The sequence below is a fragment of the Massilia aurea genome (genome assembly GCF_024753205.1).
GTDB lineage: Bacteria > Pseudomonadota > Gammaproteobacteria > Burkholderiales > Burkholderiaceae_D > Telluria > Telluria aurea.
The window spans coordinates 1003814-1027641 of the sequence record NZ_JANUGZ010000001.1; the positions used below are offsets into that span (position 1 = coordinate 1003814).

Consider the following 23828-nt stretch of genomic DNA (forward strand, 5'->3'; position numbering starts at 1 on the left):
CCCTGGCGCGGCTTAATTGACAATCGCCGGCGTGTTGTTCACCTCTGCGTCGGTCCAGCCACCACCCAGCGCCTGGATCAGCGCCACCGCCGCCGTCTGGCGGTCGGCCTGCACCTGCACCAGCTGGCGACGCGCATTGAGCGCCGTGACCTGCGCCTGCACCACCTCGGTATAGCTCACCTGCCCCGCCTGGTAGCGGTTCAGGATCTGCTGTTCGACCAGGCCCGCCGCTTCGGCCGCCTCAACGCGCAACTGCTGCTGTTGCTCGAGCACGCGGGTGGCGGCCAGGCCGTTCTCGACATCGGCGAATGCCGTCAGGACGACCTGGCGGTAGTTGGCCACCGTGGCCTGCTGGCGCGCCTCGGCGCCTTCGACGCTGGCGCGCGTGGCGCCGGCATTGAACAGCGTCTGCGCGGCCGACAGGCCGAACGACCAGGCCGCGTTCGACAGCGAGAACAGGTCGCCCACGCGGCTCGTGTTGTTGCCGTACGAAGCAGACAGCCCGAAGGTCGGGAAGTAGGCCGAACGGGCGATGCCGATGTCGGCATTCGCCACCGCCACATCGCGCTCGGCGGCGGCAATGTCGGGCCGGCGTTGCAGCAGTGTGGATGGCACGCCGACCGGTACGGCCGGCACCACCACTTGCCATGGCGTGCTTGCCAGCGCAAAGCTCGACGGACTCTGGCCGACCAGCACGGCGATCGCATGTTCGAGTTCGGCGCGCGAGCGCTGCAGGCCAAGCGCGTCGCTGCGCGCCGTGGCCAGCTGCGTCTGCGCCTGCAGCACGTCCGAGCGCGCCGAGACGCCGGCCGCGAAGCGGTTCGACGTGATCTGCAGCACGCGTTCGTAGCCTTCGATGGTGGCCGTGAGCATGCCGATCTGGGCGTCGGTCTGGCGCAGCGAGAAGTAGTTGATCGCCAGCTCGCCAAGCGCCGCGAGGCGCACGCTGGCCAGGTCGGCGGCGCTGGCCTGGGCGCTGGCTTCGGCCGCATCGACCGCCGTGCGCAGGCGGCCGAACACGTCCGGCTCCCAGCTCGCGCCGATCTGCAGGCGGTAGGCGCTGGCGGCGCCGCGGTTAGTGTCGCCGCTACCACCGCCGGCGCGATCCCCCCCCGCGCCAAGCGACACCACCGGGAACAGCGACGCGCGCTGCTGCGCGACGATCGAGCGCGCCTGGGCATAGTTGGCCACGGCGACAGCGATGTTCTGGTTGGCCACCTCGACCTGGCGGCTGAGGCGATCGAGCTCCGGGTCGTTGAACAGCTGCCACCAGGGGCCGCGCTCAAGCGCGTCGGCGGGCGCGGCAGGCGCCCAGCCCGGCAAGGGCGCGTTGACGCCCTTGTAGATTGCCGGTACCGGGCCGGCCGGCAGCGCGGCAGGCCGTTCGTAAACTGGCCCGACGGCGCAGCCACCGAGGCCGAGGGCCATGGCGAGGAGGGTCAGGCGCAGGGAGGTCGAGATTTGCATGGGCATCATGGTTTGGCGAGCGATGGACCGCTACCCGGAGTCGGATCGACATCGTGCGGGTGGCGGCTCAACGCGTGTTCATCGGGTTTGCGGGTGCGCAGCTTGTCGAGCAGGACATACACGACCGGCGTGGTAAGCAGTGTCAGGAGCTGGCTCGCGACCAGGCCGCCGATGATGGCGATGCCCAGCGGCCGGCGCAATTCGGAGCCTTCGCCAAAGCCGATCGCCAGCGGCAAAGCGCCCAGCGCCGCGGCCAGCGTCGTCATCAGGATCGGGCGGAAGCGCAGCATGCAGGCCTCGCGCACCGCTTCCATTGCGGTGAGGCCTCGCGCTCGCTCGGCCTCCAGCGCGAAGTCGATGATCAGGATCGCATTCTTCTTCACGATGCCGATCAACAGGAACACGCCGATCAGCGCGATGATCGAGAACTCCATCTTGAACATCAACAGCGCCAGCACGGCGCCCACACCGGCCGACGGCAGCGTCGAGAGCACGGTGATCGGGTGGATCAGGCTTTCGTACAGAATGCCGAGCACGATGTAGATGACGACGATGGCGGCCAGGATCAGCAGCGGCTGCTCCTGGCTCGACGCCTGCGCCGCCGCCGCAGTACCCTGGAAGCTGCCGCGCACATTGATCGGCATGCCGATGTCGGCTTCGGCCTGGCGCACGGCCGCTTCGCCGTCGGTCAGCGTGAAGCCTTCGTTCAGGTTGTACGACACGGTGGTGGCCAGTTCGCCATCCTGGTGGCTGACCGAGGTGGCAGTCGCGCTCTCGGCGAAGCGGGCAATCGCCGACAGCGGCACCATCGTCGCGGCGTTGTCGGCCAGCGCCTGGCCACCGGACGGATCGCGCGCCGCCGTCAGGCTCGCTGTCGCCGAGGTCGCCGCGCCGGCAGCGCCGGCGGCGGCCGCCATGCCGGTGCTGGAGGACACGACGTTTTCGCTTCCGCCAGCGGCCCGTGCCGGCACGTACACGTCCTTCAGGGCTTCGGGCGACTGCGCATACTTCTGCGCCACGCCCATCACGACGTGGTACTGGTTCAGTTCATCGTAGATGTTCGCCACCTGGCGCTGGCCGAACGCGTTGTACAGCGCATTGGTCACGTCGCGCGTGGTGATGCCCATGCGCGCCGCGCTTTCCTTGTCGATCGTGACATAGGTTTCCACGCCGTTTTCGGCCTGGTCGGTGTCGACGTCGACCAGCGCGGGCTGCCCTTTCATGGCCTCAGCCAGTTTGGCGGCCCACTGCTTGAGGTCTTCCGCGTTGTCGCTCTTGAGCGTGTACTGGTAGGTCGAGTTGCTCGAACGCCCGCCCATGCGCAAGTCCTGCACCGGGTTCAGGAAGATCGAAATACCCGTGACCTTGGCCAGTTGCGGACGCAGGCGCGCGATCACGGCCTGCGCCGCGACATCGCGCTCGCGCACCGGTTTCAGGTTGACGAACATGAAGCCGCCACCGGCGCGGCCGCCGCCCGTGAACGCGACCACCGTCTCGACCGCCGGATCCTTGCGGATGATCTCGACCAGCTGGTAAATCTTCTTCTGCATGGCCTGCGACGAAATGCTCTGATCCGCGCGGATGCCGCCATTCATCTGGCCGGAATCCTGCTGCGGGAAGAAGCCCTTTGGCGCATTGGTGAACAGATAGACGTTCAGACCAACGGTAAACAGCAGGATGATCATGACCAGCACCTTGCTGGCCAGCGCCCAGTCGAGCGCATGCTCGTAGACGCGCAGCACGCGGGCAAAGCCCCCTTCGGACCAGCGCGCGAGGCGCCCCGGCTTCTTGTCCTTGTCTTCGGCGCGCAGCAGCCAGGCGCACATCATCGGCGTGGTGGTCAGCGAAATCACGAGCGAAATCATGACCGCCGCCGACAGCGTGACGGCAAATTCACGGAACAGGCGACCCACCTGCCCGCCCATGAACAGCAGCGGAATGAACACGGCCACCAGCGACAGCGAAATCGACAGCACCGTGAAGCCGACTTCGCGCGCACCGAGCAGCGCCGCCGCCATGCGGTCCATGCCGTTCTCGATATGGCGCGAGGTATTCTCCAGCACCACGATGGCATCGTCGACGACAAAGCCAGCCGCCACCGTCAGCGCCATCAGCGACAGATTGTTCAGCGAAAAGCCCAGCGCATACATGACGCCGAAAGTGCCGAGCAGCGAGACGACCGTCGCCACGGCAGGAATCACCGTGGCGCGCAGGCTGCGCAGGAACACACTGACCACGGCCACCACCAGCACGATCGACAGCACCAGCGTGAATTCGATCTCGTGCAGCGAGGCGCGGATCGAGTTGGTGCGGTCCGATGCGATCGCCAGCTGGATGTCCCCGGGCAGCTGCGCCTGCAGCGACGGCAGCAGGTCGCGGATGCCGTCGACGGTTTCGATGACGTTGGCGTCGGGCTGGCGCGTGACCAGCACGATCACGGCCGGCTGGCCGTTGAACAGGCCCAGCGTGTAGATGTTTTCGGGCCCGTCGAACACGGTCGCCACGTCGGACAGGCGCACGGCGGCGCCATTGCGCCACGCGACCACGAGGTCCTTGTAATCGGCGGCGCTGCGGCCATCGCCGCCAGCCGGCTGCGAATAGATCTGCAGGCGGTTGCCATTGGTGTCGATCTCGCCCTTGGGGCGGTTCGGGTTCGTCGCCTGGATCGCGGCGCGCACGTCCTCGGCCGACACGCCATAGCGGTTCAGTGAATACGGCACCAGTTCGACCCGTACGGCCGGCAGCGAGCCGCCGCCGATTTCGACTTCGCCCACGCCCTTGACCTGGGCCAGGCGCTGCTGCACGAGATTCGAGACCGATTCAAAAATCTCGGCCGGCGCCTTGGTCTTGGACGTCAGCGCCAGGATCAGCACCGGTGCATCCGACGGGTTGGCTTTACGGTAGGTCGGATTGCTGCGCAGCGTGGCCGGCAGGTCGGCGCGCGAGGCACTGATCGCTGCCTGCACTTCGCGCGCGGCGGAATCGATCTGGCGATTCAGTTCGAACTGCAGGTTGATCCTGGTCGAGCCGGTGCCGCTGCTGGACGTCATTTCGTTGACGCCGGCAATCGCGCCCAGGCGCCGCTCGAGCGGCGTGGCCACGCTCGATGCCATCGTGTCGGGACTAGCGCCCGGCAGCGAGGCCGACACCGAAATGGTCGGATAGTCGACCTGCGGCAGCGGCGCCACCGGCAGCACGAAGAAGGCGGCAATGCCGGCCAGCGCGATGCCGATGGTCAGCAGGACCGTGGCGATCGGCCGTTCGACGAAGGGGCGCGACAGGTTCATGCGCCCGCTCCCTCAGTTTTGTGCGGCGCCTTGCCGGTCAGGCGCCGCGCGGTGCGGTCGAACGCCAGGTAGATCACCGGCGTGGTGAACAAGGTCAGCAGCTGGCTCAGGACCAGGCCACCGAACATCGCCAGGCCCAGTGGGCGGCGCAGTTCGGCGCCCTCGCCCGTGCCCAGCATCAGCGGCACCGCCGCGAACAGCGCCGCCAGCGTCGTCATCAGGATTGGGCGGAAGCGCAGCAAGGCCGCCTGGCGGATCGCGTCCAGCGGCGATTTGCCTTCTTCGCGCTCGGCCTCGATCGCGAAGTCGATCATCATGATCGCGTTCTTCTTGACGATGCCGATCAACAGGATCATGCCAATGATGCCGATCACGCCCAGCCCCTGGCCACTGACCCACAGCGCGAGCAGCGCGCCCACGCCGGCCGATGGCAGCGTCGACAGGATGGTCAGCGGGTGGATATAGCTTTCATACAGCACGCCCAGCACGATGTAGACGCAGACGACGGCTGCCATGATCAGCCACAGCTGGTTCGACAGCGACGACTCGTAGGCACCGGACGCGCCCAGGAACGTCATGCTGACCGACGCCGGCATCCCGATGTCCACCGCAGCGGCGCGAATTGCCGCCACCGCATCGCCCAGCGAGGCGCCGGCTGCGGTATCGAAACCGACCGTGGCGGCCGGGTACTGCGCCACGTGGATCACCTGCAGCGGCGCCTGGCGTTCAGTGATCGTGGCCACCGCCGACAGGGGCGTCGACTGGCCCGAGCCGGTGCGCAGTTGCAGCCGGCCCAGCGCGGCAATCGACATCGCTTCGTCCCGCTGCGCCTCCAGAATCACGCGGTACTGGTTGGTCTCGGTGAAGATCGTCGAGACGATGCGCTGGCCGAAGGCGCTGTAGAGCGCATCGTCAATGGACGCCGCCGTGATCGACAGGCGCGACGCCGTGTCGCGGTCGATGTCGATGAAGGCAGCCGCGCCCGTCGCGCCGGCATCGGTGACGGCCGTGCGCAGCTCGGGCAAGGTGCCGATCCTGGTCGTGAGCTTGCGCGCCCATAAGTTGACGAGCTCCGTATCGGCGCCTTCGACTGAGAAGCGGTACTGGGTCGGGCCACTTTCGGCGTCGATCGTCAAGTCCTGGGTCGGCTGCAGGAACAACTGCAGGCCCGCCACGCCTGCCACGCGTTCGCGCAGGCGCACCATCGTTTCAGACTGGTCGCCGCGCTCGGCCTTCAGGTTGATCAGCATGGTGCCGGTATGGAGCATCGTGTTGTTGGCCGCGTCGACGCCCACGTACGACGCAACCGACTCGACCGCCTCGTCCTGCATGATGCGGCGCGCCGCTTCCTGCTGCAGCTTGGCCATATCTAGGTACGAAATCGACTGGCGTGCCTGCACGCGTGCCTGCAGCTGCCCGGTGTCCTGGGTCGGGAACAGGCCTTTCGGGATGATCGTCCACATGACGGCGGTCAGCACCACCGTGGCCAGGGCCACCAGCAGGGTCAAGCCCTGGCGCTTCAGCACCCAGCCCAGCATCACGTCGTAGCGCGCGATCACACGGTCGAAGAAGGCCTGGAACTTGACGGCAAAGCGGCTCGGCTTTTCATTTTCATGGCTGCGCAGCCAGCGTCCGGCCATCATCGGCACGAGCGTGAGCGACACCACGCCAGAAATCAGAATCGTGATGGCCAGCGTGACAGCAAATTCGCGGAACAGGCGCCCGACCACGTCGCCCATGAACAGCAGCGGAATCAGCACGGCGATCAGCGAGACGGTCAGCGAAATGATCGTGAAGCCGATCTGCGTGGCGCCCTTGATCGCGGCGGCCATCGGGGCTTCGCCTTTTTCGATATAGCGCGCGATGTTCTCGATCATGACGATCGCATCGTCGACGACAAAGCCGGTGGCGATCGTCAACGCCATCAGCGACAGGTTGTTCAGGCTGTAGCCGAGCAAGTACATCACGCCGAAGCTGCCGATCAGCGAGATCGGCACAGCCAGGCTGGCAATCACGGTCGCGCGCAGGTCGTGCAGGAACGCGAAGATCACCAGCACCACCATGATCACGGCCAGAACCAACTCGATCTGCACGTGCTTGACGGAGGCGCGGATGCCGGTGGTGCGGTCGCTCAGCACATCCATGCGCAGCGCGCTGGGCAAGCCGGCCTGCAGTTCGGGCAGGCGCGCCTTGATGGCGTCAACGGTGGCGATCACGTTTGCGCCCGGCTGGCGCTGCACGTTCAGAATGATCGCCGGCTTCATATTCGCCCAGGCGCCCAGGCGCACGTTCTCGGCGCTGTCGACGACCTTCGCTACCTCGAGCAGCTTGACCGGCGCGCCATTGCGGTAGGCGACGATCAGGTTCTGGTAGTCGGGCACCGTGACCAGCTGGTCGTTGGCATTGATCGCGTACGAGCGCGTCGGGCCATCGAAGCTGCCCTTGGCGCTGTTGGCATTGGCGGCGGTGATCGCAGTGCGCAGCGTGTCGAGGCCCAGGCCATACGATGCGAGGGCGTCGGTATCGGCCTGGATGCGCACGGCCGGCCGCTGGCCGCCCGACAGCGACACCTGGCCCACGCCCGACACCTGGCTGATCTTCAGGGCCAGGCGCGTGTTGACGAGGTTCTGGACTTCGGTCAGTGGCAGCGTGTCGGACGTGATCGCGAGCGTCAGCACCGGCGCATCGGCCGGATTGACCTTCGCGTAGACGGGTGGCGCCGGCAGGTCGGTCGGCAGCAGCGAGCCGCCGGCATTGATCGCGGCCTGGACTTCCTGCTCGGCCACGTCGAGCGTCTCGCCCAGTGCAAACTGCAGCGTGACCATCGACACGCCGGCGGCGCTGGTGGAACTCATGCGGGTCAGGCCGGACATCTGGCCGAACTGGCGTTCGAGCGGCGCGGTGACGGTGCGCGCCATGACTTCGGGGCTCGCGCCCGGATACAGCGTCTGCACCTGAATGGTCGGGAAGTCGACCTGCGGCAGCGCGGCCAGCGGCAGGAAGCGGTAACCCACCAGGCCGGACAGCACGATCGCCAGCATCAGGAGGGCCGTGGCGACCGGCCGCTGGATGAAGGGGGTCGAGGGACTCACGCGTTACTCCCGTGCGCCGGATACGGCACCATCATTGCGGTGCTCCCCGCGCTGGCCGGCCTGCGCCTTCGCGCCCGCCCTGCCCCGCGCCACGTCCGCCGCCCGGCTTGTCGCCCGGCAGCACCACGCTCGCGCCATCGCGCAGGCGGTCGGCGCCTTCGGTAATCACCTGCTCGCCGGCTTTCAGGCCGCTGGCGATCTGCACCTTGTCCACGGTCGCCTGCCCGCGCTTGACAGTGCGCAGCGACACGGTGCGCTTGGCGGCGTCGAGCACGTAGACGAAGTCGCCGTCGGTACCGTGGCGCAGCGCCGTGACGGGCACCTGCACCGCGTTCTGGATCGTGTTGACGGTCAGGCGCAGGTTGACGAACTGGCTCGGGAACAGTTTGGCGTCGGTGTTGGCAAAGCGCGCCTTGGCGCGCACGGTGCCGGTGGACGTGTCGACCTGGTTATCCAGCGCGATGAAGCTGCCCGTGGCCAGCGCGTCGGTGCGGGTGCGGTCCAGCGCGGTGGCCGGCAGCTTCGCGCCTTGCGTGATGCGCTGCTGCAGCACCGGCAAGCCATCCTGCGGCACCGCGAATTCGACGTCGATCGGGGCCAGTTGCGTGATCACGGCGATGCCGGCGGTGTCGCCGCTGCCCACCAGGTTGCCCACGTCGACCGTGCGCAGACCAACGCGCCCGCCGATCGGTGCGCGCACGGTGGCGTAATCGAGATTGAGCTGGGCCGTGCCTTCATTGGCGCGGTCGATCGTTGCCGTGCCTTCGAGCTGCTTGACCAGCGCGGCCTGCGTATCGACTTCCTGGCGCGCGATCGAATCCTGTTCGAGCAGCGTCTGGAAGCGCTTGAGCGTGACGCGCGCGCTGTCGAGCTGCGCTTCGTCGCGCTGACGCTGGCCGCGCGCCTGCAGCAGTGCCATCTGGAACGGGCGCGGGTCGATCGTCGCGAGCACCTGGCCCGGCTTGACCAGCTCACCCTCGGTAAAGTGGATCTTCTGGACCACGCCCGAGACTTGCGGACGCACCGTCACGATCGCGGCTGGCACCACGGTGCCCAGCGCTTCGAGCGTCACCGGGATGTCGGCCACCGTCGCGGTCGCGACACCGACCGTCGTCGCCGGGCCGCCCCGTCCGCCGCCCGGGCCACCAGGGCCACGACCACCACCGCCGCCCCCGCCAGGCCCGCCTGCCGACATGCCCGGACCGCCCGGGCCGCTAGCAGGTGCCGGGTTGATCAGCGTCCAGGCCAGGTAGCCCAAGGCGGCCATCGACAGCACGGCAATGGTGCCGCCAATGACACGGGTGCGCTTCTTGCGCGGCGGGCGGCTGGTGGCGGGAGGGATCGGAGAATGCTGGTCCATGCTTGTCCTTGTCGATTTTTTTTGTCAATGCGCGCTACGCACTACTACTCACGACGACTGTAGCATGCGAATTTCACATGGAATGTTTCGTAACGTACATAGAATACCGGGCGAACCGGCCTTGAAACGGCGCCCTGCCAACCCGCTTAACACCGATTTACACGGTTAGCCCCTGAATGACGGCTGTAAACGGCAAACGGGCGCAACACCAGGGTGTTGCGCCCGTCCCGCCTTTGTCTCAATCAGTTACAAAGTCGCTACATGTGGACCATGCGCGCTACCGTGCTTTACCAGTTGCCGCAGAAGCAGTGCGTGACTGCCGTAAACGGCTTGCGCTCGGTGGTCAGCTCCGACAGGAACGCCATGTCAGCGGCGACCTGGTTCACAGGGCCGGCAGGAATCGCGTTCTCGATCAGGCCCAGCTTGACCTGGATCGTCATGGCCTGGACCGCCGAGGCGCCCGCCATTTGCAGGAAACGCTCGACGCGCGTGACCGGACGCTCGACATACACGACGCGGTAATCCTTGCCCAGCTTGGCCCGGCCGGCAGCCGATGCCAGCGCATCGTTGTAGCCGCCCAGGCGATCGACCAGACCGCGCTCCTTGGCCTGGACACCGGTCCAGACACGACCCTGCCCCACTTCGTCGATCTTGGCCGGCGTGGTCTTGCGCGCCGCCGCCGCCTTGGTGGTGAAGTCGCTGTAGACGTTGTTGATGCTCGACTGGATCAGCTGCTGGAAGCGCGGATCGAGCGGGCGCAGCGGGTTGTAGGCGTCGGCCAGCCAGGTGGTGGTCACGCCATCGGTGTGGATGCCCAGCTTGGCGGCGACCTTGTCGGCCGTCGGCAGCAGCGCAAACACGCCGATCGAACCGGTGATGGTGGCCGGGTCGGCAATCACTTCATCCGACGCCATCGAGATCCAGTAGCCGCCGGACGCCGCCACGCTGCCCATCGACACGACCACCGGCTTGCCGGCAGCCCGCGTCAGTTCCAGCTCGCGTCGGATCAGCTCTGAACCGTAGGCACTGCCGCCCGGCGAATCGACGCGCAGCACGAGCGCCTTGATATTGTCGTCCTCGCGCGCCTGGCGGATCAGGTTGGCCATGCTGCGTCCGCCGATCACACCGGGGCCACCGTCGCCATCGGTGATGGAACCTGCGGCAACTACGACGCCAACCGCATCGCCAAACTGCTTCTGCGGATGACGCGACAGGTAATCATAGAAACCGATCTGGCGGAACGACTTGTTGTCGTCGTCCGGCGCGCCGCGCTTGATCATCAGGTCGCGCAGTTCGTCGCGGGTTTTCAGGCCATCGACCAATTTGGCCTGCAGCGCCACTTTCGCGGCACTGCCGCCGGCATTCTCCATCCGCTCGGGGAGCGATTCGATCATGCCCGCGATCGCGCCATCGGGCAGCTTGCGGTTTTTCTCGACCAGGCCCGTGTAGCCGGACCACAGCGCGTTGTACAGATAGGCGTCGGCTTCGCGCGCGGCGTCGGACGGGCCGTTGGCGATGTACGGCTCGGCGGCGCTCTTGTAGGTGCCGACCTTGATCAGGTTGACCGTGACGCCAACCTTGTCGAGCGCATCGCGGTAATAGTTGCGGCGCCCGCCGAAGCCTTCGATCATGACCATCCCCATCGGATGGACATACACTTCGCTGGCGTGCGACGCCACCAAATAACGCTTCTGGTCGTAGCTGCCGCTCCAGGCGACGACCGTCTTGCCGCTCTTCTTGACGCGGTCGACCGCCGCGCCGATTTCGCGCAGCATGGCCATGCCGCCGCCCTGCATCTCGTCGAGCAGCAGCACGACGCTCGAGATGTTGGGATCGCGCGCTGCCGCGTCGAGCACGACGATCACGTCGCGCAGGCGCACGGTGCGCTTGGAATCGCCGCCGACGTTGTCGAGCACCGCGTCGCGCAGCGTGGTTTCATACTGCTCGACCAGGTCACCCCGGATCTCGAGCACCAGCGCCGTCTTGTTCGAGAGCGGCTTGACGCCACCGCTGAAGAAGAGCGAGACGACGATGATCACGATCAGCAGGAACAGCAGGTTGACGAAGGTGCGGCGGGTCACGTCGAGCGCGGTCCACAGCATGACGAACCCGCGCCGCAGGGCGCTCAGGGGCTTGAAGGCCATCGATACTCCATAAAAGGTTGATGCATAATTAAGCAGACTGCATGGAATGACGGCCCTGGTGGCGCAGCGAAATCGCGTACAGCCCCGCAAACACCAGCATGCCGTTGATCATCAAGAGTTCCAGCCCGAGCCGGTACGAGCCGAGCAGATACGCCTGATTGTACTCAAGGATCGCGCACAGGACCGGCGCGCCGATCGTGACCAGCGGTACAAGGCGATTGCGCGGCACGCGCGCCGTGAACATGCCGAACGCGAACAGGCCAAGCAGCGGACCGTAGGTGTAGGCCGCCAGCTTGAGAATCACGCCGATCATGCTGGGATTGTCGGCCGCCTTGAAGCCCATCACGAGCAGCAGGAACAGGAACGCATAGCCCAGGTGCACGCGGCGGCGCAGGCCCTCGGCCTGCGCCTGGGTCAGATCCGTCCTGCGCTTGATGCCCAGCAGGTCGATGCAGGTCGACGAGGTCAGCGCCGTGATCGCGCCGTCGGCGCTCGGGAACAGCGCCGAGATCAGCGCGATCAGAAAGATGATCTGCAGCGCGGGCGGCAGATGGCCCATGACCACAGCCGGGAAGATCTTGTCGCCGGTGGCCGTCACGCCCACGGTCGGCGCGTACAGGTACAGCAGGCCGCCCAGGAACAGGAACGACAGCAGCACGACGACCAGCACGGCGGTCAGCGCCAGCAGATTCTTTTGCGAGTCGGCCAGCGTCTTGACCGAGATGGTCTTTTGCATCATTTCCTGGTCCATCCCCGTCATGGTGATGGTGATCAGCGCGCCGGCAACGATCTGCTTGAGCCAGAAATTCGGGCTGTTGAGGTCTGTCGTGAACACGCTGGCCAGGCCGCTCGAGCGCATCTGCTCCAGGCTATCGGGCACCGACAGGTTCAGTTCACCCAGCAGGAACCAGGCGCACGCGAACAGGCCGAACAGCATGCCGGTCGTTTGCAGCGTGTCGGTCCAGACGATGGTCTTGACGCCGCCCTGGTAGGTATAGAGCAGGATCATCCCCAATACGACGAGGGTGCTGAGCCAGAACGGCACGCCCAGGCTGTCGAGAATGACCGCCTGCAGGATGTTCACCACCAGGTACAGGCGCGCGGTGGCGCCGAGCAGGCGCGAAATGATGAAGAAGCCGGCCCCGCTCTGATAGGCACGCCGGCCAAGACGCACGTCGAGGTAGTGATAGATGGAGGTCAGCTGCAGCCGGTAGTACAGCGGCAGCAGGAGCCAGGTGACGGCGAGGTAGCCGATCACGTAGCCGATCAGGATCTGCGCGTAGCCAAAGCCATCGGCGCCGACCGCGCCCGGCACGCTGACGAAGGTCACGCCCGAGAGCGTGGTGCCGACCATGCCGAAGGCGACCAGCACCCAGTTGCTGCTCTTGTTACCGATGAAGAAGCTGTCGTTGTTGGCGCCGCGCGACGTGGCCCAGGCCACGGCCAGCAACAAGGCGAAGTAGCCGATGAGGATGCAAAACAGGAGTAACGGGGACATGGAAAAGCCGGGGATGATCGTTTTGCCCAGCAATATACACTGCCGGGCAACCGGCGCTCAAACCTCTTCGCTGCGCACCCGACGGAATGGCCCGATACAGGTTTGCATGGTCTGGTCGGCGCACATCAGGAAAATTGTGCGTGACGGGTGGAACTGGATGAAATTGATGACCTGCGCGCCGGGCTTCATCACGTTGCCCGAACAATCGGGCTTGCCGTTGTCTTTGACGATGCGGTCTTGCAGGCGATAGAAGCCTTGCTTGTCGGGCTGGGCGGAAACGGTATAGACGCTTTCGGAAACCTCGGCGGCGCTGGTGACGAACGTGGTGCCGTCGGCGCGAAAGCGGTAGGTCTCGGCGCATTCGGTGCCCGGCACTGTCAGCCGCCAGATGCCGAGGAGCGGATGACCGGCGGCGACGCCCGCCGGTGCAGCAGCCAGCGCCGGCGCGCCCAGGCAGGACAGCAGGAACAGGACGGCACGTGCGCGCATGCGAGGCTCCATCAAACGACAACGCCTGCCCGAAAACCGGACAGGCGTCGTGATTATGGCATCGCGCAGCGGCGCGCGGCGCGCGGCAGTCCGTGATTAGCCGTTGTCGGAACCGGCCTTCGGCTTGGCCGGACGACGGCTGCGTGGCGCGGCCTTGCGCGCCGGACGGGCGCCCTTGGTGCGTGCCGGCGCGGCGTCTTCTGCATCCGCGTCTGCTTCTGGCTCAGGCGCGACGTCTTCCTGCGCTGCGGCAGCAGCCGCCTGCGCTTCGGCTTCGGCTGCCGCAGCAGCTTCGGCTTCAGCAGCTGCAGCCTGCTCCGCCAGCTTCTTGGCCGACGGCTTGCGTGGCGCGCGGCGACGTTCCTTCTCGACCGGCGCCGGCGCTGCTTCAGCTTCCACCGGCTCGGCGTCGCTCACGACCAGCGTCGGTTGCGATGCCGGTTCGTCGAAGGTGTCGTCCTGTGCTTCCGCTTCGAAAGCAACCGGCTCCAGCAGCGCCGGCACGTTCGATGCCTCGTTGCGGTTGCCGCCCTTGCGCCCGCCTTGGCCACGGCCGCGACGGCCGTCAGTCCTGGCCGGTTGCGCTTCCGGTTGCGATTCCGGTTGCGCTGCCGGTTCCTCGAACAGTTCTTCCTGTGGTTCCGGCTCGACCGCCACCGGCTCCGCCAGTGCTTGTACGTTCGATGCGTCGTTGCGGTTACCGCCCTTGCGGCCACCGCGGCCACGGCCACGACGGCCATCGTTCTTGACCGGCTCGTCATTGCCTTCAACCGGCGCTGCCGCGTCGAGCATGTCCTGCACCACGGCGTCCGGCGCCTGCGTGCCGTCCTGCTGGGCTTCCTGGCCCGCTGCTGCATTGCCTGCATGCGCGCTGCGGAATACATAGGTGCCGGATTTTTCGTCGCGGCCAAATTCGAACAGGCCGCGCGTCTGCGCTTCTTCGAGCAGGTTGCCGAAGGTGCGGAACCCGTAATAGGTTTCCGAGAAATCGGGACGGCGGCGCTTGAGCGTGTCCTTCAGCAGCGAAGCCCAGATTTTGCCTGTGTCGCCGCGCTCGGACGTGAGCGCGTCGAACGTCTCGACCACCATGTCGAGCGCCTGCACCTTGCGCGCTTCGAGCTCTTCCTTGCGCTTGTCGTCGCCGACATTCGTGTTGGTGTTGTTGCTGGCGTTCGAGCGGCGCGGTTGCGGCGCGGCCTTGCGCTCGTCGCGCTTGGCGGCGGTGCGGCGCTGTTCGCGCACGAGGTCATCATAAAAGATGAATTCGTCGCAGTTTGCCACCAGCAGATCGGAGGTCGACTGCTTGACGCCCACGCCGATTAGCTGCTTGTTATTTTCACGCAGCTTCGACACCAGCGGCGAGAAGTCGGAATCGCCACTGATGATGACGAAGGTGTTGACGTGCGACTTCGTGTAGCACAGGTCGAGTGCATCGACGACGAGGCGGATGTCGGCCGAATTCTTGCCCGACTGGCGCACGTGCGGGATCTCGATCAGCTCGAAGTTCGCTTCGTGCATCGCCGCCTTGAAGCCCTTGTAGCGGTCCCAGTCGCAGTACGACTTCTTGACCACGATGCTGCCCTTGAGCAGCAGGCGTTCCAGCACTGGCTTGATGTCGAATTTTTCGTAATTGGCGTCGCGAACGCCCAGTGCGACGTTTTCAAAGTCGCAGAACACCGCCATGCTGATGTTGTCGGAAGAAGAGGCCATGAGTTGTTTTTTCTGTAGTGATAAGGCAAACGTATGGCGATTATACGCACGCCCTTCCGTTTCGCGCCGTATGACATTGCCCGGCGGCCAGTTTCAGCGATTGGGTGTGGCGCGTGGGCAGCATCGGCCAAGGTTCTTTATGCTATGCCATCCGATCCACTCGAAGGAGCTCAACACATGACCGCAACAACCAACCGCCGCGTCGTCCTCGTCTCGCACCCGAAGGGCAAGCCAACCGCAGAGAACTTCCGCATCGAGGATGCACCGATCCCGACGCCGGGCGACGGCGAACTGCTGCTCGAAACGCTGTTCCTGTCGCTCGATCCGTATATGCGCACCCGCATGAACGGCACCGCCACCTACGCCGCCGCCCTGGAGCTGGGCGATGTGATGGTCGGCGGGACCGTCGCCCGCGTCAAGCAGTCGAACCACCCGGACTGGAAAGAAGGCGACGTCGTCGTGGCCTACTTCGGCTGGCAGTCGTTTGCCATCTCGGATGGCAGCAACCTGCGCCGCGTCGATCCGGACAGCGCGCCTGTGTCCACCGCCGTCGGCGTGCTCGGCATGCCAGGCTTCACGGCGTATGCCGGCCTGCTCGAAATCGGCCAGCCGAAGGCAGGCGAAACCGTCGTCGTGGCCGCCGCCAGCGGCGCCGTTGGCTCGGTCGTCGGCCAGATCGCCCGCATCAAGGGCGCCCGCGCCGTGGGCATCGCCGGCGGGCCCGAGAAATGCGCGTTCGTCAAGGACGAGCTGAAGTTCGACGCCGTCGTCGACCACCGCGCACCGGACTTCGCCGAGCAGCTGGCCAAGGCCTGCCCGGACGGCATCGACGTGTATTTCGAGAACGTTGGCGGGCAGGTGCTGGAAGCCGTCAAGCCGTTGCTGAACAACTTCGCGCGCATGCCCGTATGCGGCCTGGTGTCGCATTACAACGATGCGGGCGCGGGCGCCTCGATCGACCTGAGCCTCACGCTGTTCAAGAGTTTGACCGTACGCGGCTTCCTGCAGAACGAGTTTGTCGAGCGGCTCGAGCCGACCTTCCTGAAAGAAGCCGCAGGCTGGATCAAGGATGGATCGCTGCGCTACCGTGAAGACATCGTCGAGGGGCTGGACAAGGCGCCCGAGGCATTCATTGGCCTGTTAGATGGCAAGAATTTCGGCAAGCTGGTGGTGCGCGTCGCAGAATGATCAACGGCCACAATTGACATTTGGAATTGGTGCAGCATCCGTCAAATGTGGCCTATAATTATTTAACCTTTTGCAACCATTTTTCGAACATCGATGCTGCCCACCAACCTGTTCGAGTCTGTCTTCAACCGATCGCCCTTCGGGCATTACTTGCTGTCTCCCACGCCCGAAGCGACGATCCTGGCCGTGAACGACGCGTTCCTGAAGGCCTCGGCGCGTACGCGCACCGAACTCGTGGGCCTTAGCCTGTTCACGGCATTCCCCAACAATCCGGCCGACCCGGCCGACTTCGGCGAGGCGCTGCTGCGCGACTCGCTGGCCCGGGTCCGCGCCAACAGGCATCCTGACACCCTGCCCGCCCTGCGCTATCCGATTCCGGTGGTGCTGCCCAATGGCGAAACAGGGTTCGAAGAACGCTTCTGGACCGCCACCAGCACGCCAATCTTCGGCGCCGATGGTGAACTGGTCTGCATTTCACACAGCAATATCGACGTCACCGACCAGGTCAATTCCGAAGCGGCCGTGCGCGAAAGCGAGAAACGTTTCCGCGCGCTGACCAATGCCACGGCCGACGTCATCTACCGCATGAGCGCTGACTGGTCCGAGATGCGCCGCCTCGAGGGACGCGGCTTCATGAAGGACACGGATGCGCCCACGGGCAACTGGCTCGACGACTACATTCCGCCGGACGACCATGCGTTCGTCCAGGCCGGAATCGCACGCGCGATGCAGGACAGCGCGGTCCTCGAACTGGAACACCGGGTATGGCGCAGCGACGGCAGTTGCGGCTGGACGCTGTCGCGCGCCGTGCCGATGTTCGACGCGGCCGGCCAGGTCTATGAATGGATCGGCGCCGCCAGCGACATCAGTGAGCGCAAGGCCTGGGAAGACAAGCTGCGCGAGGCCGACCGCCGCAAGGACGAATTTCTCGCGATGCTGTCGCACGAGCTGCGCAACCCGCTGGCGCCGATCGGCGCGGCGGCCGAACTGCTGCAGCGCACGAAGCTCGACGATGGCATGCTCAAGCGCACCAGCCAGATCATCGGACGCCAGGTGAAACACATGACGGCGCTGATCGACGACCTGCTCGACGTCTCACGCGTCACGCGCGGGCTGGTGGAGCTCGACCAGACCGTGCTGGACGTGGGCGCCGTGCTGCACGAAGCGGTGGAACAGGTCACGCCGCTGATCGATTCGCGCGGCCACGCGCTGGCGCTGAACCTGCCCCCGCCCGGCACGCAGGTGCTGGGCGACCGCAAGCGGCTGGTGCAGGTGGTGGCCAACCTGCTGGGCAACGCCGCCAAGTACACGCCCGAGGGCGGCCGCCTGGCCGTGACTGCCTTCGCGCATGGCGACCGGCTGCACATCGATGTCCTCGACAACGGGATCGGCATGGCGCCCGAGCTGGCGGCGCGCGCGTTCGATCTGTTCACGCAGGCCGAGCGCAGTTCGGACCGCTCATCGGGCGGGCTGGGACTGGGTCTGGCGCTCGTGAAAAGCCTGATCGAGCTGCATGGCGGCGAGGTCGCCTGCGAAAGTGCTGGCGCGGGCCAGGGCAGCCGGTTCTCCGTCTGCCTGCCACTGCTGCATGCACCTGCCGCGGCTGCGCCAATGCCCGATGCACAGCCGGGCGCGGACGCGGCGCTGCTGCGCGTGCTGGTCGTGGACGACAATGTCGACGCGGCCGTCATGCTGGCGATGCTGCTGGAAGCGAGCGGCCACCAGGTGCAGGTCGAACACGATCCGCTCGAGGCGCTGGCCGCCACGCTGGCCAACCCGCCGCAGGTATGCCTGCTCGATATCGGCCTGCCCGGCATCGACGGCCTCGAACTGGCGCGCCGTCTGCGCGCCCGCCCCGGCACCGCCCACGCGCTGCTGATCGCCATCACTGGCTATGGCCAGGACAGCGACCGCGAGCAGATCCTGCAGGCCGGGTTCGACCATCACCTGGTCAAGCCGATCGATATCGCGCAGCTGTACACGCTGCTGGATGGCGCCGGCTAGCGCACCCTGCCTTTGGCGACCGTCTGGTTCCGACCAGAAGCGGCGTATGAGAGGATTGATTTACGTTGCTTTGTCCAGCTTGACAACCGTCAGCCAAATGAGAACACCTGCACCGAGCCCCAAGATTGCAGGCGGGAACCAGTTCCAAGTAAGCCAGGTTAGAAAAACTATGAGTGGGACGATGAAAGCAAACGCTTTTCTGCTCACACCGATAGTGATTTTCTGCCTGCAGTTTGGGCAGGCGCCGTTTCTGACACGCTTTTGACGGTCAGATTCTTTAAAGAAGCCGAGTCTCGCTTGGCAGTTTGGACATCGAAGTTGCATTGTTCAGGTGCCGCAATATGAGAAGATGAAATTCTATGCAAAGGTCCAACGTGATTGCATGAAAAGGCGATCTCGGCCAACATAGATAGTCGAGTTCAGCATAGCAGGTCGCCCGGGCTGGAAAATCACAGACTGTTACGGAGGGCCGAATCCGACCCATTGCGGATTTTCAGCACTGAACGTTCAGTGGCTAAGAAACATCGCGATTCCACCCAATATTGAAATGACTGACACAGTCAAAAGGAACTTCGCAAATCGTCCCGCGACCAAAGTGTTTTGCCTCGGATCATAGCGAGCAAACGCAACAGTAATTAACACGCTGGCAAAGCTGATAATCATCGGTAAGGCCACAAAAGCCCGTGCCCCGCGATAGTGATGGCCAGGAGACCTTTTGCCAGGTATGTAGATGTCATCCACAAGTAGTCCGTGAAATCTATATATGACCAACGATAACGCTGCTAAAACAACCAAGCGTCGTGTCCAGCTTTTCATGAGAGGACGTAGTTCATGGACTGGCTGATTTAACGGAAGAAGGTAGTTCCGATGGCCAGGCGTATAAGGTTGAGGCCGCATTGGCTTGCTAACCAAATCCGCTTCGCGATGCCGGTTTGTCATGTTTTTCTAGGCTTTCGCGTGACGATAACTGTTTTTGCACACACAAATTCAGGTTGGGTCAGAGGTCCGCCCCTGGCCGTACAATGCCAATCATCGAAGATCCGGTTCTGGCCGATAGCGGAAGTTCCATCATCCGCAGTCTACCGGACAGAATTGCTCATTTTAATGTGCGGCCTAGGTGGCTGACTGTCCTGGCTCTGGCTAGTAGCCGCCAACCGGTCCAAGCACATCATTTCCCAGCCACCCGTTAGCTCCCGTCGCCCCTAGGCAGCCTATCAAGCGGGAAATTATCGGCTCAAGAAAAACCGCCTCGGGATTCTAACGCCGTGTCACCCACCATCGCGCAGGGAAATCTTGGAATAATTTCTGCGCCTTGATCGCTTCACATCGCATTACTAGTGCAACGTCTAGTCATATTCAGGCCCCGATTTCAGATGCTCCATGGCGATATTTATCGAATGGCCGCTGAAGCCCCGGTAAGCCAGGAAGCGATAAACCTTCTGCCGCAGTTCTTGTGTCATCCCCGTCTGTGCAATGTCCTTGCGAAACTTCTCGACCACAACGACAACGCGCTCATCTTCCGGCTCCATTTGCTCGATGGTTGCCTTCGTAAGTTGCTCGTCGACACCCTTCTGTCGGAGAGTCAGGGCGACTCGCGCGTCGCCGACCCGTGGTTCGATCTGCCGGGTTTTCATCTCCGCATACCGTTCATCTGACTGGTAATTCAACCCCTGCAGGAGGATCAGTGCGTCATCTGCCTCCTGTTCGCTGTAGCCTCGCAGGACCAGCTTGCGCCGCAGTACGGCTGCCGAATACTCCCGTTTGGATAGGAGCCATCCGGCATACTGGTGCGCCGGTTGCTTCGGTTTTTGCTGTGGTTGAGCCGGGTCGCGCGCCTTGTACTTTGGCTTTTTGCCGGACGTCCTTGCATATTCTCCAGGAGCAGGCTTTTTCGTCCCGAAACTGGTCTTGGGAACCTTCTTCTTGTAATCGGAGCTGCGCGTGATTTTGGGCACACCATCCTGCGCCGGCGCCTCCTCCGTCTCAAAAGTACGTTGCGGAAGCTTGCTGGGCCGGTCGGTCTGGTCATCCTTGCTCTTCGGTCTCGCTCCGAAGCTTGATCGCTTCGGCTTTTCGCCACTCCCATACCTGTTAAGGTCCTCATCGGTGACCTCTACAGGTTTTCCGGTCTTCGAGTTGATCAGGTACATGGATAGGTCAGGCTCGCGGCATGATTGACGATGTCGGCGTCAGGCGAATCGCCTCGCCGAACCATTGTATTCCCTGCACGGGTGCACTGGCGGCTTGTGGCCGAACCCGGCCGTAGGGTGAAGCATATCAGGCTGCCAAACAAAAAGTAGAGGCCGGTGCGACAGGCCGCATCCGACCCGAAGCGGACGTCAGATCCAGATAGCAGGTAACTACCAACGTGCATATTCAGATCAGCCACACGTGATGCGTCCAGTAGTGCGTTCTCTAAGCTGCCCAATGCGCTCATTCAGGCGACCTAGCTCGTCAGGATTGTTCTCCGACGCCGCAATATTGGCCAAGATAGCTAGCTGCGCAGTTCTCAAAGCATCGCTTGCACAGACGCTGATATCGGGCGTCACGCCAACGCCTTCCCAATTTGTTTTCGTTACCGGGCTGATTGTGCGGCCTAGTGGTACAAAGAGTGAAAAGTTTGGCAGCAGCCGCTTGTTATCACCCTGATTAGCGCCGCCTCCGGTGGTCTCACCGACGACAGTCGCACGCTTGAGGTTCTTGAGTGCGTAGGTGAAGTCCTCTGCTGCTGAGAAAGTGTCCTTGCTAGTCAGGATATAGACCGGCTTCGTCCCGCCATAGCGCAGGCCGGGGACGACATCGGCAGTCCACCGCTGTTCGGTGCGGTTGCCCTCGCGGTAGTAGAAGTCGTTTAGCTGGGTGCGCTTGTCAAACATATAGCTGGCCAACAGGAGCCCTGCAGCTGCATCGCCTCCACCGTTATTGCGCAGGTCGATAACAAGCGCGTCCGTATGGGCGACAAGCGTCATTGCGGCGGCCAGCGTCTCGGCCATCTCCTTTGCGCGCGCGAAGCGCGCAAGATCCAAATACCCGATATTGAAGGGTAACCGTTCGATTTTATCTATGCCAAAATTGTTCGACCTCATCATCGCGAGGTAGCTGGCGGCTTCCTCGGGCGATCGCTCGTCATAAGACTTCCTGCCGGCTATCACCGCCTCGCTGTACATCACGCGCAGGTGCCGGTCTTTAGTGGCAGCCTGCAATTCATCGGACAGCACTTCGGACAGTTGCTGTGCGCTAGCAATAGCGTCATAGAATCCGCGCTTTTGCTGATGGCGTAACGATGTTTCGACCTTTTTCGCCATGTCGGGAAAGACGTAGCTGTTGTTGACTTCCTTAATCACGGCGTCTATCAACTGCTGACGGCTCGCGGCGTTCATCTGCATGTCACGCTGGTTAGAAACCCCAGCCGATTGCGCGAAAGCAGGCGAACAAGCGATGGCTGCGACAATAGCGGCGGTACCAATAGAACGCAATATTTTCATTTCTTCCCTTAAAACCTCGATCGGTTTATGTTGTCTGAACAGAAAGGTCGTGTCACTTCTTCAATATCTGGGAAGATTGCAGGTTTTCAATAGTGACCTACTTACTGTAGAGGCAACGCACCCGATGCGCCGGGCCGTCACGATGTCTGCTATTGGCCGAAAGCGCAAGTTCGTGGTTGCCAGTGTGACTAAGCAAGAAGCGGCGAACTTCGCTACTTCACGCTCTGCCGTTGCAGTAATTTCAAAAAACGTCGCATCTATTTCTGAAAGTTCCCCAAAGCCAAGCTCAGCAGAGGTAAGCCGGTCATATTTAGAATTTGCATAAATAAAAACCCCCCGTAGCGCGTCAACGCTGCGGGGGGTTTTGTCTGCGTGCCGCTGGTTATTTCAGGTTGACCGCGACCAGCCCATCGGTACTTTGAATGTACAGGATGCCGTTCTGGCTGATAGCCAGGTAGCCGGGCGCCGGGTAGCTCCAGACGACTTTATGGCTTTTCAGGTCGATCGCATAGGTGTTCAGGTTGGTGCTGGTGATCAGCAGGTTTTTTGTCACGACAGGCGACGCAAAAAACGATGTCTCGCCGCTCAGCGGTGGAATCCACGACCACAGCAGTGCACCAGTGGCCTCGGCGCGCGCTTCGATGCGGTACGGATTGGCGTTGGGCGCATACAGCACGCCGTCAGCATAGGCCGGCGTGACCCGGTACACGCCAGGCACGCGCCAGTCCACGAAACCCTTGAGCGTATCGAAACGGGTCAGTGCATTGCCGATATTGCCGCCGTTAAGGTAGCCGTTGGCATAGGCAGCCGCATACACCCCGCCATTGGCGCCGATGACGGCGGAACCGCCGACCTGATAGACGTAGTTGGAAAAACCGGTGTCCTTGATCGAGGACAGCACGGTGCCCGTTTTCGGTTCGAACAATGTCAGTGCATCGCCGGTATAGGCATAGATGGCACGTGCATCACCCGCTGGCGACCACCCCGAAGTTTGGGACAAGCTGCTGAAGAACAATTGCTCGCCGGTCGTGGCGAAGCCGTAGATGCCGCCATACGACCCGCCGTTGGTATAAACCGCGCCGTTCTGCACGATTGGCGACAGGTAGTTGTCCCACTGCGAGGTCATCGCCGACTTCATGCGCAAGCTGCCGTCGGCGGCATTGAACGCCAACATGTAGGTCGATTGTTGCTGGCCGGCTGCCATGTAGACCACGCCACCATCGACCGCTGGCGGATTGACCGAGGCGTACGTCAAGCCAGTGGTATCGTAACTCCAGAGCGGCGCGCCATCGCTTTCCTGGTAGGCCGTGAGTTTTTTATCCCCGCTGGCAAAGAAGCGTCCATTTGACGTTACCAGTGGGGAGATGGTTGCGCTGAAGTTGCTTCCGCTGTTATTGACTGCGCCGCGCTTCCAGCGCAGCACCATCTTGTCGGCGTTGACTTCGATTGGCACATAGCCAGTGTGGGCATTGTTCCCCTGGAACGTCGCCCAGTCGGCCACGCCGCTCAATGCGGACAAGGCCGTGAGCTTGTCGCCAGGCCAGGCGCTGAGGTTCGACTGTACGGTCACATCGTAAGGGACGGTGATCGATGGGACAGCCTGCGCAACGGTACAAGGCGCGTCGCTGCACAGTTTGATGGTCACATTGCCGGTGTAACGGCTGGCCGGTTGGGATGCGAGGGTCGTGAGCGTAAAGGTGTAGCTGCCGGCGCCGTTGGCTGTCACCGTGACGGCCGGCTGCACCAGGCCGGCGCTGTCGCTGGCGCTCGCAAACAGCGTGCCGGCTGGCGTAAAGTTCGCAGCTTGCGCCGTCACGTCGATCTGAATGCCGGTGTCCTTGGCAATTACCCGGGCAATGGTGCCTGACTGCACGGTCATTGTGGCGACAGGAACGGGGACAGGAATGGGTTCCGGTACAGGCGCCGGTACAGGGGTCGGTACGGGCGTCGGAACCGGGGATGGCACAGCGACAGGCGCCGGCTGCGTCGTACTGGCGCCACTGTCATCACTGCCACCGCCCCCGCATCCAGCCATCGCCATGGCAACGAGCAGCAGGCTCGCCAAATTATTTCTCTTCATCCCGTGCTCCACCGTTGTTAAAAA

At 63.7% G+C, this 23828-nt stretch carries 14 protein-coding genes; 3 read left to right on the forward strand and 11 right to left on the reverse strand.

All coding sequences use genetic code 11. The annotated features are described in order from the left end of the window. Positions 1–12 precede the first annotated feature (12 nt). The 8 genes from NX775_RS04225 to NX775_RS04260 all read right to left on the reverse strand — a co-directional run bounded on the left by NX775_RS04225 (position 13) and on the right by NX775_RS04260 (position 15047). Positions 13–1476 carry an efflux transporter outer membrane subunit gene (locus tag NX775_RS04225; protein ID WP_258834847.1) on the reverse strand — a complete coding sequence of 488 codons (1464 nt, stop codon included), beginning with the start codon at positions 1474–1476 and terminating at the stop codon, positions 13–15. Then, entirely contained in the window at positions 1473–4754 is a 3282-nt protein-coding gene (locus tag NX775_RS04230; RefSeq protein WP_258834848.1) for an efflux RND transporter permease subunit, read from the reverse strand. Before NX775_RS04230 ends, NX775_RS04225 begins: the two co-directional genes overlap by 4 nt. Next, positions 4751–7846: an efflux RND transporter permease subunit gene (locus NX775_RS04235; RefSeq protein ID WP_258834849.1), complete on the reverse strand. Its 3096-nt coding sequence runs from the start codon at positions 7844–7846 to the stop codon at positions 4751–4753. Before NX775_RS04235 ends, NX775_RS04230 begins: the two co-directional genes overlap by 4 nt. Positions 7847–7877: 31 nt before the next feature. Further along, positions 7878–9206: an efflux RND transporter periplasmic adaptor subunit gene (locus NX775_RS04240; protein ID WP_258834850.1), complete on the reverse strand. Its 1329-nt coding sequence runs from the start codon at positions 9204–9206 to the stop codon at positions 7878–7880. Positions 9207–9493: 287 nt separating this feature from the next. Beyond that, on the reverse strand, positions 9494–11350 hold the full coding sequence (gene sppA, locus NX775_RS04245; protein ID WP_258834851.1) for a signal peptide peptidase SppA: 1857 nt from the start codon (positions 11348–11350) through the stop codon (positions 9494–9496). A gap of 28 nt (positions 11351–11378) precedes the next feature. Next, positions 11379–12848: a sodium:solute symporter gene (locus NX775_RS04250; RefSeq protein WP_258834852.1), complete on the reverse strand. Its 1470-nt coding sequence runs from the start codon at positions 12846–12848 to the stop codon at positions 11379–11381. A gap of 57 nt (positions 12849–12905) precedes the next feature. Continuing rightward, the gene (locus NX775_RS04255; protein ID WP_258834853.1) at positions 12906–13337 is read right to left on the reverse strand and encodes a hypothetical protein; all 432 of its coding nucleotides are present in this window, start codon (positions 13335–13337) and stop codon (positions 12906–12908) included. Between the two features lie 96 nt (positions 13338–13433). Next, positions 13434–15047, reverse strand: coding sequence for an NYN domain-containing protein (locus NX775_RS04260; RefSeq protein WP_258834854.1), 1614 nt, complete (start codon positions 15045–15047; stop codon positions 13434–13436). A 177-nt stretch (positions 15048–15224) separates the two neighbouring features. On the opposite strand from NX775_RS04260, the gene curA reads away from it, so the two are divergent. Further along, a complete protein-coding gene (gene curA / locus NX775_RS04265) occupies positions 15225–16235 on the forward strand; it encodes an NADPH-dependent curcumin/dihydrocurcumin reductase (RefSeq protein WP_258834855.1) in 1011 nt (336 codons plus the stop codon). Positions 16236–16328: 93 nt separating this feature from the next. Beyond that, positions 16329–18239: a PAS domain-containing hybrid sensor histidine kinase/response regulator gene (locus NX775_RS04270; RefSeq protein ID WP_258834856.1), complete on the forward strand. Its 1911-nt coding sequence runs from the start codon at positions 16329–16331 to the stop codon at positions 18237–18239. A 1346-nt stretch (positions 18240–19585) separates the two neighbouring features. Here the strand turns inward: NX775_RS04270 and NX775_RS04275 are convergent. Beyond that, on the reverse strand, positions 19586–20389 hold the full coding sequence (locus NX775_RS04275) for a regulatory protein RecX (RefSeq protein ID WP_258834857.1): 804 nt from the start codon (positions 20387–20389) through the stop codon (positions 19586–19588). 231 nt (positions 20390–20620) lie between these two features. Then, a complete protein-coding gene (locus tag NX775_RS04280; RefSeq protein WP_258834858.1) occupies positions 20621–21625 on the reverse strand; it encodes a S41 family peptidase in 1005 nt (334 codons plus the stop codon). On the opposite strand from NX775_RS04280, the gene NX775_RS04285 reads away from it, so the two are divergent. Further along, positions 21624–22049, forward strand: coding sequence for a hypothetical protein (locus NX775_RS04285; RefSeq protein ID WP_258834859.1), 426 nt, complete (start codon positions 21624–21626; stop codon positions 22047–22049). The genes NX775_RS04280 and NX775_RS04285 overlap by 2 nt on opposite strands. A gap of 57 nt (positions 22050–22106) precedes the next feature. Here the strand turns inward: NX775_RS04285 and NX775_RS04290 are convergent, their stop codons facing one another. Beyond that, positions 22107–23603 carry an outer membrane protein assembly factor BamB family protein gene (locus tag NX775_RS04290; RefSeq protein WP_258834860.1) on the reverse strand — a complete coding sequence of 499 codons (1497 nt, stop codon included), beginning with the start codon at positions 23601–23603 and terminating at the stop codon, positions 22107–22109. Between the last annotated feature and the right edge of the window lie 225 nt (positions 23604–23828).

Coding starts and splice junctions, on each gene's coding strand:
- NX775_RS04240 (WP_258834850.1), bottom strand. CDS start 9,206: ATGGACCAGCATTCTCCGATCCCTCCCGCCACCAGCCGCCCGCCGCGC.
- NX775_RS04280 (WP_258834858.1), bottom strand. CDS start 21,625: ATGCAGATGAACGCCGCGAGCCGTCAGCAGTTGATAGACGCCGTGATT.
- NX775_RS04260 (WP_258834854.1), bottom strand. CDS start 15,047: ATGGCCTCTTCTTCCGACAACATCAGCATGGCGGTGTTCTGCGACTTT.
- NX775_RS04275 (WP_258834857.1), bottom strand. CDS start 20,389: ATGTACCTGATCAACTCGAAGACCGGAAAACCTGTAGAGGTCACCGAT.
- NX775_RS04270 (WP_258834856.1), top strand. CDS start 16,329: ATGCTGCCCACCAACCTGTTCGAGTCTGTCTTCAACCGATCGCCCTTC.
- NX775_RS04255 (WP_258834853.1), bottom strand. CDS start 13,337: ATGCGCGCACGTGCCGTCCTGTTCCTGCTGTCCTGCCTGGGCGCGCCG.
- sppA (WP_258834851.1), bottom strand. CDS start 11,350: ATGGCCTTCAAGCCCCTGAGCGCCCTGCGGCGCGGGTTCGTCATGCTG.
- curA (WP_258834855.1), top strand. CDS start 15,225: ATGACCGCAACAACCAACCGCCGCGTCGTCCTCGTCTCGCACCCGAAG.
- NX775_RS04250 (WP_258834852.1), bottom strand. CDS start 12,848: ATGTCCCCGTTACTCCTGTTTTGCATCCTCATCGGCTACTTCGCCTTG.
- NX775_RS04285 (WP_258834859.1), top strand. CDS start 21,624: ATGTCACGCTGGTTAGAAACCCCAGCCGATTGCGCGAAAGCAGGCGAA.
- NX775_RS04225 (WP_258834847.1), bottom strand. CDS start 1,476: ATGATGCCCATGCAAATCTCGACCTCCCTGCGCCTGACCCTCCTCGCC.
- NX775_RS04230 (WP_258834848.1), bottom strand. CDS start 4,754: ATGAACCTGTCGCGCCCCTTCGTCGAACGGCCGATCGCCACGGTCCTG.
- NX775_RS04290 (WP_258834860.1), bottom strand. CDS start 23,603: ATGACCGTGCAGTCAGGCACCATTGCCCGGGTAATTGCCAAGGACACC.